Source organism: Bartonella grahamii ATCC 700132 (assembly GCF_000518085.1).
Taxonomy (GTDB): domain Bacteria; phylum Pseudomonadota; class Alphaproteobacteria; order Rhizobiales; family Rhizobiaceae; genus Bartonella; species Bartonella grahamii.
Genome location: NZ_JACX01000001.1, coordinates 294,735 through 307,050 on the forward strand (window position 1 = coordinate 294,735; position 12,316 = coordinate 307,050).

At 40.4% G+C, this 12,316-nt stretch carries 11 protein-coding genes; 7 read left to right on the forward strand and 4 right to left on the reverse strand.

The genetic code is table 11. The features are described 5' to 3' along the window. The first annotated feature begins 27 nt into the window (after nucleotides 1–27). From ffh to rpsP, 3 genes are read left to right on the forward strand one after another with little or no spacing between them, the layout of a single operon-like run. The gene (gene ffh, locus U736_RS0101180; RefSeq protein WP_015857058.1) at nucleotides 28–1,596 is read left to right on the forward strand and encodes a signal recognition particle protein; all 1,569 of its coding nucleotides are present in this window, start codon (nucleotides 28–30) and stop codon (nucleotides 1,594–1,596) included. A 24-nt stretch (nucleotides 1,597–1,620) separates the two neighbouring features. Further along, nucleotides 1,621–1,950 (forward strand): chorismate mutase, encoded by a 330-nt coding sequence (locus U736_RS0101185; RefSeq protein ID WP_026500172.1) that lies wholly within the window; start codon nucleotides 1,621–1,623, stop codon nucleotides 1,948–1,950. A gap of 16 nt (nucleotides 1,951–1,966) precedes the next feature. Then, nucleotides 1,967–2,341, forward strand: coding sequence for a 30S ribosomal protein S16 (rpsP, locus tag U736_RS0101190; RefSeq protein WP_015857056.1), 375 nt, complete (start codon nucleotides 1,967–1,969; stop codon nucleotides 2,339–2,341). Between the two features lie 136 nt (nucleotides 2,342–2,477). Here rpsP and U736_RS0101195 read toward each other — a convergent pair whose 3' ends face one another. Next, nucleotides 2,478–2,693: a DUF1674 domain-containing protein gene (locus U736_RS0101195; RefSeq protein ID WP_015857055.1), complete on the reverse strand. Its 216-nt coding sequence runs from the start codon at nucleotides 2,691–2,693 to the stop codon at nucleotides 2,478–2,480. 83 nt (nucleotides 2,694–2,776) lie between these two features. On the opposite strand from U736_RS0101195, the gene htpX reads away from it, so the two are divergent. The 3 genes from htpX to U736_RS0101210 all read left to right on the forward strand — a co-directional run bounded on the left by htpX (nucleotide 2,777) and on the right by U736_RS0101210 (nucleotide 7,045). After that, nucleotides 2,777–3,823 carry a zinc metalloprotease HtpX gene (gene htpX, locus U736_RS0101200; protein ID WP_026500173.1) on the forward strand — a complete coding sequence of 349 codons (1,047 nt, stop codon included), beginning with the start codon at nucleotides 2,777–2,779 and terminating at the stop codon, nucleotides 3,821–3,823. Between the two features lie 47 nt (nucleotides 3,824–3,870). After that, nucleotides 3,871–5,235 (forward strand): RsmB/NOP family class I SAM-dependent RNA methyltransferase, encoded by a 1,365-nt coding sequence (locus U736_RS0101205; protein ID WP_015857053.1) that lies wholly within the window; start codon nucleotides 3,871–3,873, stop codon nucleotides 5,233–5,235. A gap of 64 nt (nucleotides 5,236–5,299) precedes the next feature. Beyond that, a complete protein-coding gene (locus U736_RS0101210) occupies nucleotides 5,300–7,045 on the forward strand; it encodes a heparinase II/III family protein (protein WP_026500174.1) in 1,746 nt (581 codons plus the stop codon). Nucleotides 7,046–7,960: 915 nt separating this feature from the next. On the opposite strand, the gene U736_RS11640 is transcribed toward U736_RS0101210, so the two are convergent. The 3 genes from U736_RS11640 to U736_RS0101225 all read right to left on the reverse strand — a co-directional run bounded on the left by U736_RS11640 (nucleotide 7,961) and on the right by U736_RS0101225 (nucleotide 11,585). Then, nucleotides 7,961–8,113, reverse strand: coding sequence for a DUF1127 domain-containing protein (locus U736_RS11640; protein WP_015857051.1), 153 nt, complete (start codon nucleotides 8,111–8,113; stop codon nucleotides 7,961–7,963). Between the two features lie 349 nt (nucleotides 8,114–8,462). Next, entirely contained in the window at nucleotides 8,463–10,082 is a 1,620-nt protein-coding gene (purH, locus tag U736_RS0101220) for a bifunctional phosphoribosylaminoimidazolecarboxamide formyltransferase/IMP cyclohydrolase (RefSeq protein WP_015857050.1), read from the reverse strand. A gap of 720 nt (nucleotides 10,083–10,802) precedes the next feature. Further along, nucleotides 10,803–11,585, reverse strand: coding sequence for an SURF1 family protein (locus U736_RS0101225; protein ID WP_015857049.1), 783 nt, complete (start codon nucleotides 11,583–11,585; stop codon nucleotides 10,803–10,805). Between the two features lie 296 nt (nucleotides 11,586–11,881). Here U736_RS0101225 and rpmB point away from each other — a divergent pair, with 296 nt between their 5' ends. After that, on the forward strand, nucleotides 11,882–12,199 hold the full coding sequence (gene rpmB, locus U736_RS0101235; protein WP_015857048.1) for a 50S ribosomal protein L28: 318 nt from the start codon (nucleotides 11,882–11,884) through the stop codon (nucleotides 12,197–12,199). Nucleotides 12,200–12,316 lie beyond the last annotated feature (117 nt).

Genomic DNA, 12,316 nt, shown 5'->3' on the forward strand with positions numbered 1-12,316 from the left:
GTTTGTTATGCAACAATGAGGTAAATGATGTTTGAATCCTTGCAAGAGCGACTTGGTTCTATCCTGTCTCATTTGACGGGACGTGGCGCTTTATCGGATCAGGATGTTGTAGAGGCGCTGCGTGAAATTCGTCGCGCTTTATTGGAAGCTGATGTTGCTCTTGATGTTGTACGCTCTTTTACCGATAGGGTTCGGGAAAAAGCCGTTGGGGCCGAAATCGTTAAATCAATTAAACCGGGCCAGATGGTGGTTAAAATTGTTCATGATGAATTGGTTCATATTCTTGGAAATGAAAGCGTTCTGAGTGATTTAAATGCACCAGCTCCAGTTGTTATCATGATGATTGGTTTGCAAGGTTCCGGAAAAACAACTACAACAGCAAAGCTTGCGAAACGGTTCACTGATAAGCACCATAAAAAAGTTCTTATGGCGTCATTAGATACACGTCGTCCCGCTGCACAGGAGCAGTTGCGCCAATTGGGAGAACAGGCGAAACTTGCAAGCTTGCCTATTATTGCGGGGCAGCTGCCCGTTGATATTGCATCACGTGCCGTGCAGGCTGCTAAATTGGGTGGTTATGACGTGCTTCTTCTTGACACAGCAGGACGTAATCATATTGATGAAGCTTTGATGCTCGAATTGGCTGAAATTAAAGCATGTTCCCTTCCTCATGAAATTATGTTGGTGGCTGATAGTTTGACAGGGCAAGATGCCGTTCATCTTGCTCGTTCTTTTGATGAGCGTGTAGGGATTACAGGGATTATTTTAACACGTATGGATAGTGATGGGCGTGGTGGTGCTGCTCTTTCTATGCGTGCGGTTACAGGTAAACCAATTAAAGCAATTGGAACTGGTGAAAAAATAGATGCTTTAGAAGAGTTTCATCCCAGCCGTATTGCTGATCGTATCCTCGGAATGGGGGATATTGTTTCTTTGGTTGAAAAAGCTGCTGAAACAATGGATCATGAGAAAGCTGCTGCTTTTGCAAAAAAAATGCAAGCCGGAAAATTTGATCTGAATGATCTTGCAGAACAGTTGCAGAAAATGAAAAAACTGGGTGGAATGGGCGGTATTATGGGCATGTTGCCAGGAATGGGGAAGGTCAAAGAGCAGATTGCGGCTGCGGGGCTTGATGATCGTTTGTTTGATCGTCAATTGGCCATTATTTCATCTATGACACCGCAAGAGCGGGCGAATCCAGAGCTTTTAAAACATAGTCGCAAACAACGAATTGCTAAGGGATCTGGTACAACGGCAGCTGATATTAATAAACTTTTGAAAATGTATCGCCAAATGGCTGATATGATGAAAGCTATGGGTGGTAAAGGAAAAAGTGGTTTTATGGGAAAAATGTTGGGAGGACTTGGTTCCAAAATGGGTTTTGGTGGTATGGGAAATTTGGGGGGGAATTCTTCAGCTATGCCTGATTTGTCGGGATTGGATCTAAAGCAATACTCAACACTTCAAAAGCAAATTGAAAATGGTAATGGAGGGAAGCTCTTGCCCGGACTTCCCAAGCGTGGACCTACATTTCCTGGTCTTTCCAATGACATTGCTGATAGGGGAAAATTTCCTCAGCATCCTAAGAAAAAATAAGATGTAAAGAGGGAAAGGAATATGATGCAGGAAACAGTATTAAACGAATTGGCACATTTACGAGCATCTATTGATAATTTTGATGCAACTTTGATTCATATCTTAGCAGAGCGTTTTCGTTGTACGAAAGCTGTTGGGCGCTTAAAAGCGCGTTATGATTTGCCTAAAGTAGATCCTCTGCGTGAGCAACATCAGGTAGAGCGTTTGCGGCAATTGGCTATAGATAGTCATCTTGATCCTGATTTTGCTGAAAGATTTTTAAAATTTATTATTAAAGAAGTTGTGCGTCATCATGAAGTTATTGCTGAAGAGCAAAAAACAAAAAAAGTTAATTTAAACGAAAGCCAGAGCTGACAATAGGAGATAAAATATGGCATTGAAAATTCGTTTGTCCCGTGGAGGTTCAAAAAAACGTCCTTACTATCATATCGTCGTTGCAGATGTTCGTAGTCCGCGCGATGGGCGGTTTCTTGAACGTGTTGGTGCATGGGATCCAATGTTGCCTAAAGATGGACCGAGGGTGAAACTTAATGAAGAACGTATCCAATATTGGCTTGGGCAAGGGGCACAACCAACAGATCGCGTTTTACGGTTTTTAGATGCAGCTGGCTTGAAAAAGCGTCCAACCCGTAATAATCCACATAAAGGTGAACCGGGTAAAAAAGCACAAGAACGTATAGAAGCAGCAAAGCAAGCGGCAGAAGAAGCAGCGGCAACGGCTGAAGCAGAATCTGCTTCAGCATGAGAAGCATGATTGTTTAATCAACGTGTCTTTAAAAGCTTTAGAAAAATAAATATTATCCGTTTTTGTCTATCAAAAACGGATTTTCTTTAAAAAGCTGCTTGTTTAAACAGCGCTGGTTTTTTAAAAATCAATGGTTTTAAAAGTCAATAGCGCGGCCTTTAATTTCCCAGTCTCCATAGCGGGAAGGGTCTTTTCCGCCGCGTCCGCCGTTTTCTAAAGGTTGTTCTTTTTTTGCTGCGCTTTTTCGCCTTTCTTCAGCTTCTTTAAGGGCGCGTTGTGCTGCGGGAGAAAGAGATTGCTGTTTAACGACAGTTGCATTTTTTTTGCTTGTATTCTCATCTTTTTTATTCATTTTACACCTATTCCATTGAAGAAGCAGAAAGAAAACACCATCATATAATATTGATTGACTTTTATCATGGAGTTTTTTGAGTAATGAATATAATGCGTACAGCCATGCTTTTGGCTTTTTTAACTGCTCTCTTTATGGGAGTTGGTTATCTTGTTGGAGGGGGCGGTGGCATGGTCATTGCTCTTTTGATGGCAAGTGGTTTAAACTTTTTTTCTTATTGGAATTCGGATAAAATCGTTTTACGCATGTACGGGGCGCGTGAAGTTGATCAGCATTCGGCACCAGTTTATTATAAGATTGTAAGGGATTTAGCGCAAAGGGCTTCTCTTCCTCAACCAAAGGTTTATGTTATTGAGAATGCACAGCCAAATGCTTTTGCGACGGGACGTAATCCGCAAAATGCTGCTGTTGCTGCAAGTACTGGGTTGTTAGAGCGGTTGAGTTCAGAGGAAATTGCCGGCGTTATGGCGCATGAGCTCGCACACATTGAGCACCGTGATACCTTAACAATGACTCTAACCGCAACGATTGCAGGGGCAATTTCAATGCTTGGTAATTTTGCTTTCTTTATGGGAGGACCGCGTAACTCTTCAGAAGATTCTCATGGCGCTGGGGCAATTGGAGGATTTATTGCACTGCTTGTGGCACCTTTTGCAGCGATGCTGGTGCAAATGGCGATTAGTCGTACGCGTGAATATGCTGCGGATCGGAGAGGGGCTGAAATATGTGGTAATCCTTTATGGTTGGCTTCGGCATTGCGTAAGATTGCTGATGGGGGACGTGGGGTATATAATGAAGAAGCAGAGCATAATCCAGCAACCGCGCATCTGTTTATTATTAATCCTTTGAGCGGTGAGGGAGCGGATAGTCTTTTTTCTACACATCCAGCAACTGCAAATCGTATTGCTGCTCTTTATCAGCAAGCAGAAGAGATAAAAGGGGCTCTTGCCAAAAGTGTGGGATGGAATAAAGAAGACACTATACATGAAAAAAGCAACGGGATGAACTATGGAGATTTTCATAGTGGTCAGGCTCATGCATTAGGTGAGCAAGAAAACAGTTCTTTTCAGCGTGTTACAAAACGTCCTTCTTGGCTTCGTTATGAAAATTCAAAAAGATCTCGTTCATAGAGTTACTGAGGGAGTTTTTAAGGAAACAGTGATATAAAGGTGGCGTTTTGAAACACAAAAAAGCGGGGCATGTGTCTGAAAAAAATGTTCCAGGATTAGCTGTTCGACAGGTGTGTGTGCGTCTTTTGGGGGCGGTAGTTGATAAGCACACGCCTCTGTCTGGTTTGACGGATAATGAACACGGACATCCACAATATTTAAAGCTTTCACAACGAGATCGTTTGTTATGTCGGGCTATTTTAACAGCTTCATTGCGTCATCGAGGGCAGATTACGGCAGCTCTCTCACGCCTTTTAGCGCGTCCTTTGCCTTCACAAGCACTTTCACTCCAGCATCTTTTGCATATCAGTGTTGCACAAATTCTTTATCTTGATATTCCAGATCATGCGGCTATTGATTTAGCTGTGCGTGTGGCGAAACTTGACCCTCGAATGCGCCGTTTTTCAGGGGTGGTGAATGCTCTTTTACGCAATATTGCACGTGAGGCGGTGTCTTTACGCCAACAAATTCCTTCCATTGAAGGTGTGCCAGCGTGGTTTGGACAGCTTTTAATGTCAGCTTATGGAACAGAAAAGGCGCATCAGATTATAGCAATTCAAAGTGTAGAACCCCCTTTTGATTTGACAGTGAAATCTGATAGTGTTGGATGGGCTGAAAGGCTTGGCGGTTTGGTGTTGCCCAATGGTTCTGTTCGATTGAATCGTCTGGAGTGTTCTGTTTCTGATTTACCAGGCTATAGTGAAGGAACTTGGTGGGTTCAAGATTTTGCTGCAGCGTTGCCTGCTTGTTTACTAGGAACACTTCGGGGTAAACGAGTTGCTGACCTTTGTGCGAGCCCTGGGGGAAAAACAGCACAATTGGCTTTACAAGGAGCGCAGGTGACAGCAATTGAGCTTTCTGCTAACCGCGTAAAGCGTTTAAAAGAAAATATGGAACGGCTTCATTTTTCAGTTCATATTTGGCAGGGCGATGTGAGAAATTTCCATCCCACACAGCTTTTTGATGCGGTTCTTCTCGATGCTCCTTGTTCTTCTACTGGAACAATCCGTCGTCATCCAGATATTTTATGGACGAAATCGAGGGATGATATCGTCAAGTTAGCGGCGTTGCAACATGATTTGCTTGTCGCAGCAATTTCTTTGGTAAAGGTGGGGGGACGGATTGTTTTTTCCAATTGTTCATTGGCAAGAGAAGAAGGTGAAGATCTTATTGAAAAAATTTTATCGACACGCAATGACATTGTTTTAGAACCTATTTATCCAGAGGAAATGGGAGCACTGGCACATTTGCTTTGTGGGGGGATGTTACGTACAACGCCTGCGGATTTTTGTCATAAAAATTTTGATGCTGAGAAAACCGCATTTTTAGGAATGGATGGTTTTTTCGCTGCGCGCTTACGAAAAATTGCTTAATTAACGCTTCATTTACAAAAATGGTCGAAATTGTATTTGAATCAGCATAAATGGAGATGAAATTTTGGCGGTTGCGGTAAAAGCTCCTCAGGTAAAAGTGGCAGCCTGTATCGATACGATACAGAATGTTATGCGGCGTTTATGGGTTGGACCATTGTTTCGTTGGCGGTTTTCAGGGTTTCGTCCTCATAAAATTTTAGCGCATCCCATGGATTTGCATGTGGCTAATCCTATGATGGCGCATGAATTTTATCATGGTCGTTTTGCTTTTGCTGGTCACATTGTTCATTCTGGTGCTGTTTCGCCGTTTGCATTGGTTCCACCAACGCTAGAATGGGAAGCAGCTCTACATGATTTTCATTGGTTGCGCCATATGGAGGCAGCAGGAAGTGATTTAGCTTCTGCACATGCACGCTCTCTTTTAGAAGATTGGTTTGACCATGCTGGCAAGAAGGTAAAAGGGCTTGCTTGGAGTGGTCCTGTTGTGGCGCGGCGCTTGATTTCATGGATTTGTCATTCGAAAATGTTGTTAGAAGAAGCAAGTGAGCGGTTTGAAAAACGCTTTTTACGTGCGCTTGGTTTGCAATTTCGTTATTTGCGCGTAACAATTTGCAGTATGGAGCATGATGACCGACGTTTACAAGCAGCAGCGGCTTTGACGTTCGCATCTCTTGCTTTGCCTGTTTCTGTGGCAGTGAAAAAAAAGGTACAAACCACACTTATAAAAGAGCTTTCCCGTCAAATCCTAGTTGATGGTGGGCATATTTCTCGTAGTCCTGTTATTTTGCTGAATTTGTTATCGGATTTATTGTCGTTACGGCATCTTTTTATGCGTAGCAATGAAACAGCACCACGTATTTTGATTGATTCTGTTGAGCGTATGTTGCCAGCTTTACGATTCTTTATCCATGAGGATCAAACGTTGGCTCATTTTAATGGGGTTGGTCCCCTTGTGTCGGAACGGTTATCGTCCCTTTTGGAGCTTGATGAAACAGGAGGGCATCCTTTTAGTTATGCCCGTTATTCAGGATTTCAGCGCTTAAAAGCCAATCAAACAACAGTGCTTGCAGATACAGGAAAGTTTCCACCCCGCTTTGTAGCACAGCAGGCTTGTTCGGGGTGTTTGTCTTTTGAAATGTCTTCACAAGGGCACCGTTTTATTATCAATACCGGAGTTAATCCTGATGGGCGGGAAGATTATCGACATTTAGGGCGTGTTACTGCAGCACATTCAACAGCTACGCTTAATGATTGTTCAGTGGGTGCTTTTTATCAGAAAAAGAAAAATGGCGCGCCATTTTTGTTTGATGGCCCCAGGGAAGTTCAAGTGCGCCGTATAGAGGATTCAGAGAAGACGGGTTTTATTGCGAGTCATAATGGTTATGTGCGACCCTTTAATTTTATTCATGAGCGTGGTCTTATTTTGGCAACAAATGGAGATATGATCGAAGGTTTTGATCGCTTTTTTATGCCAAATAAAGGGGGAAAGAGACACAAGAGTGTGCAAAATGAACAAGATCATGTTGCTGTTCGGTTTCATCTTCATCCACAAGTTGAAGTTAACTATGATGGCAAACGTGTGTGTTTAGCTGTAAAGAACGAGAACGTGAAGAGCGAACAAGTATGGTATTTTGTATCGCCTGACGCAGATATTTGTCTTGAAGATTCGATTGATTTTGCAGAAGTAACAGGTCCACAGCGGACACAACAGATTGTTTTATATTTTCGTCCTGCATTTCAGGAAAAAGTTCGTTGGCGTTTTATCCGTAAAGCGTTTGATAAAAAATCAGAACATTATTCCAACCCATAGTATATTGCGTTTTATCTTCGTGTCGCAAAACATCATCGTTTATTGTGGTAATATTCTCAAAATTTGAAGATCATATAAATTTTATACATGAAGCATTTTATTAGAGTATAGGTTGGATGTTTTTAGGTAAGGTTTGCTCATAGAATCTCATGAGGTGATGCTAAGAGGGATTGGCTCCCGAAAAAAGAGTTTTTGATAGACCATTGTTGACAGATGAGTACTGGTTAAGGATCTTCATTCTTTAAAGATGTGGAGAGAAAATAAAGCTGTTGCTTATCTTCTATAAGTTCTTAAGTGTGCTGTTGGGATTAATATTTATCTCTGAGAGAGTTGCATTAATAGGGTTACGCTCCTCACGAAAAACAGAGCGCTATTTATTGCATATTCACGGACTTATATTAAAGAAAAATCCCTTAATACTTCCAAGCCTATTTCGCGACGATGTCTGTGATGGGTATAACGGTAAATCCATGAAGCACCTCATCTTTACGCAAGGAGCAATTTAGCACCATCACACTATTTATTAGTGCCCAATTTTTGTAACAGCTCTTGGCACTAGAGATGATTCATAAGAGGTATTTTTAGCCTTTTCTTAATAGTTTTTATCCACACAAAATTCTCCGCTTGTAACGTGCAAGTGCAAGCGAATGGTTTTGGTTGATTCAACATACATAGATTTTGAATGGGAGAATCTTACGGTATTCGGGGTTCTAATTCAATATGAATAACGCTAAATTATCATTATAAATCAAATTTACTTCATAGAAGCACTGAGAATTCGAGAAACAATACATAGCAACGCCCGAGAAAGACAACCCTCCTGCTCTTTGTTATTATAAATGAAGTCATAATAACAAGCCACAAAATGCACGTTTTTTCACAGCAAAGCACTCTCTCAAATGCTTCAAACAACTTTTATAAAGATTTACGCGAATAACGTCGTGCAATCAAATCAATATCACCGCGACAAATTCCAAGATCGCTGAGTTCATATGTTGAAAGACACCTTAATGCATTAACGGTTCGACGATAACGGCGCCAATTACTATAAAAACGTAGAATATTCATATCCTCTACTCAAACTTTTCATTTCACTCTTTGGTTTAAGAATAGAGCATATTACTAAAAAGAGTTGTGTTATAATATCATAACAGGTATGCATATACATACAAGATAATATCCCTTTAACATTTTGCTCATGTGAAAGGGAAGCCATTAAAATATTAACAACAACAATATCCTATCCCTAAATAATGGTTAAATTATGTGCATTTTCTGTGGTGATAAACGTCTTCACGAGTAGATTCTTTGGATTGAATAACTGCTTCCATTTCAATAGTGATCAATAGTCATACGATGATTATGAAAAATTCCTTGAAACATTTGTCTCATATAATAGAGAGAATCAGCAAAATTATTAATGGCGGAAGTGTCGTGTTCCTGTGAAAACCATCGCTAAACCCTGCGCATCAGCAGCCGTGATAACTTCTTCATCACGCATGGAGCCTCCTGGTTGAATAACTGCTGTTGCTCCTGCTTCAGCTGCTGCTAATAAACCATCTGCAAAAGGAAAAAATGCATCTGATGCAACAACCGATCCTTTTGTGAGAGTTTCTGTTAAGCCTGCTCTTTGCGCACTTTCTGCTGCTTTACTTGCAGCAATTTTTGCTGAATCGATGCGGCTCATTTGTCCGGCTCCAATTCCAACTGTTGCGCTATTTTTCGCGTATACAATAGCATTTGATTTAACGTGTTTTGCTACACGAAAAGCAAACTGAAGATCACGCATTTCATCTTGAGTTGGTGCCCGCTTTGTCACTACTTGCAATTTAAGATCATCAACCACCACGTTATCACGCGATTGCACTAAAATGCCTCCTGCAAGTGTTTTCGCAAGAAGTCCTCCACAGCGTGGATCAGGAACTCCACCTGTAATGAGCAAACGAAGATTTTTTTTCTTGGCAATAATTTCACGTGCCGCCATTGTGGCATCAGGAGCAATAATCACTTCTGTGAAAATTTTAACAATCTCTTCAGCACATTCCTCATCAAGGGTTTGATTTAAAGCAACAATTCCACCAAATGCCGATACATTATCACACATAAGAGCTTTCAAATAAGCTTCTTTCAAATTTTTTCCTTCCGCAACACCACAAGGATTGGCATGTTTAATAAGAGCGACAGCAGCGGTTTTTTGCGGATCAAATTCTGCCACAAGCTCAAAGGCTGCATCTGTATCATTCAGATTGTTATAAGAAAGCGCTTTGCCTTGTAAAAGTTTTGCTGTTGCAATACCAAAACGTTTTTCATTATTGCGATAAAATGCTGCCTGTTGATGTGGATTTTCCCCATAGCGCATAACACTCTCAAGATGACCAGAAAAACTCTGCCACGATGGAATTTCAATTTTTAAATCCCGTGCAAACCACGATGCTATTGCCGTATCATAAGCGGCGGTGTGTGCATAAGCGCGCATTGCTAGCTGATGACGCATAGATAAGCTTAAACATCCATTATGCTGTTTTAATTCAGCTAGAATCGAATCATAATCTTTTATCGCTGTTACAACACCAGTATAAGCATAATTTTTTGCCGCGGCGCGAATCATTGCCGGTCCACCGATATCAATATTTTCAAGAATCGTTTGCCCATCGGCTCCCGATAAGATCGTCTCTTCAAACGGATAAAGATTCACCACCAAAAGATCAATTCCATGAATGCTGTTCTTTTCCATAGCTTCCCTATGGCTAGGATCTTCTCTTACCCCTAACAAAGCACCATGAATCAAAGGATGGAGTGTTTTTACACGCCCATCCATGATCTCAGGAAATCCGGTAACTTCAGCAACATCTTTTACCGGTAAACCGGCTGCTATGAGGGTTTTGGCTGTTCCCCCTGTTGAAATCAATTCAACATTGTAAGTAGTATGAAGGGCTTGTGCAAAAGCAACCACACCCGTTTTATCAGACACAGAAAAGAGAACACGACGAACCCGATGAAGATCAGGTATGGGAAAATTTTTGGCAATAACACCCATAACAGAAGCCTTAAAAATGAAAGAGTTAAAATTCTAGTAAAACAAGCTTATAGATTTATAGCATAAGCCTTTAGCAAAATACACTGAAAGGATAAACTGTCTTTTTAGAATATAGGGTGACTCACCTTTTTTATTATCCTGTAAAACACTCTCATTTGAGGTGTGGTGGTGGGTGTATAAAGTCTCATTGAGACATTAAATGTTTTTTTGTTGCTTATAACTCAACATCTCATCTTCATAGCAGTTTTGAAACAAAAAATGCATCCGTATGTTCTCTGCTATATTAGCTTTTATACTAGATGAAGGCGAAAGTATTGCGTATATCAATTGGAGTAATCTCTGAGATGGGAAACAATCTAATGAAGCAAGAATATAAAATTATAAAGGCAAAAATGAGTGCCTATCTTTCCTATCATTTTTAAATTTGGCTGTATGTTTTTCAAAAGCGTTTATGACAATGTTTTTTTAGAATGAATTTTTTTTAAGAGTGGAGATAATGCATTGTTTCACATTTTTGGGCATTACATTTTTAATGAATCATCCCTCGTTTTATGATGGTTTTTTGAAGAGTGTCGCGTAAATCTTTTGTGGATGGTATAAAGATTCATTGTATGCCTATGATCTTTATTTAACAAAGGCGCAAGTTAGTAGATTCTGTTCTCTTTATCAGTTTCCAAGATTCTAAAAATTTTTGTTACTTGAGATGGAAGAGGTCTTTTTTTAGTTTTTTTGCCGTAGCAGAAAAAGAAAAGCTCCTAACACACCAGCAGCTAAAATAAACCACGTGATTGCATAAACGAGATGATTATTTCGAAAATGGACAATCGTAAGACCAACGACGGGAAGGTTTGCTTGTGGAGATGTTTTTCTGGCATCAATGAAATAAGGGGCAACAGTGGACAGACCAAGTTTTTGTGCCATAGCGGGGAGATCGCGCGTATACCATAAATTCTTGTCCGGATTATTTTTACGCGGGAAAAATCCATTTTTTTCACTCATGCGTAATAAACCTATAATTGTTGTTTGTTCTGTGTCTGTGGTCGAATTTTGCTGAGATGAGGCATTTGTATGCGATTGCTCTGAGTTTTGAAAATTGTTACGTTCATCCATGGGGATAAAGCCACGGTTGATAAAGGTCAGTGTATTATCAGTAGTTTGTAAAGGAGTCAAAACCCAATATCCTGTAGTATTTTGAGCGGCAGCAGTGACTAAAATATTTTTATCTGTTAAAAATTTTCCTGTGATAACAACAGGTTGATATTCATTTTTTTCAAAAGTAACATCTGACCATTGATTTTTTGGGGGGGCTTTTATGGGGGGCAAATGAATGCGCTGATTGGCACTGGTGATGAGATTTGTTTTCCAGTTTAACCGTTGTACTTGCCATATACCTAATGCACTGAAGAGAAGAAAAAAACAAATACATAAAGTCCCAAACAAAAAAGAAGAAAAACGGCAAGAATCTTCTTGAAGCTTTGTTATGGGGGGCTCTTTTTTACTCATGATTTATGCTTCCTTTCGGGATAATAGGTTTTCATTCTAACATGGTATGTATTTAAAAAACATTTTGTACGCTTTTTGGTGGAATTTGCACGCCTTGTTGAGGAAAAAGATGAAGAATGAGCTAGTAAGATATGAAAAAGGTTTTATAAAAGACTTGACCTTTTGTTGTCGACCCCCTATTAGAAAGAGACTTCCTAATGATGCCCGTTCAAGGTTGCATTGTGCGTGTTTTGCGTTCATTGTGTCCTTTGGGTATGGGGATTTTGAAAGTTTCTTAGAGTTTAAGGGTGAAGTTTATGTCTCGTGCATGTGAATTGACAGGGAAGACGGTTCTGTATGGTAATAATGTTAGCCATGCGAATAATAAGACTCGGCGTCGTTTTTTACCAAATCTTTGCAATGTGACATTGATTTCAGAAGTGTTACAGCAAAGTTATCGCTTGCGCATTTCAGCAAGTGCATTGCGTTCTGTTGAGCATCGTGGTGGCCTTGATGCTTTTTTGGTCAAAGCAGATGATAAAGAGTTGTCGCAACGTGCGCGTTTGCTAAAACGACAAATTATTAAGAAAAAAGCTGAGCAAGAAGGTGAGCAAAAGGCTGAACAAGCAGCGTAATTGTTAGCGCCATTCTTTTTGGTTTATTGACGCTTTTATTCCGGTCTTCTGTTCTAGAAGTTAAGTTTTTTCAGGTTGATCGTTTAATTTTATTGGTTCCGTATCATAGGTTAAAAA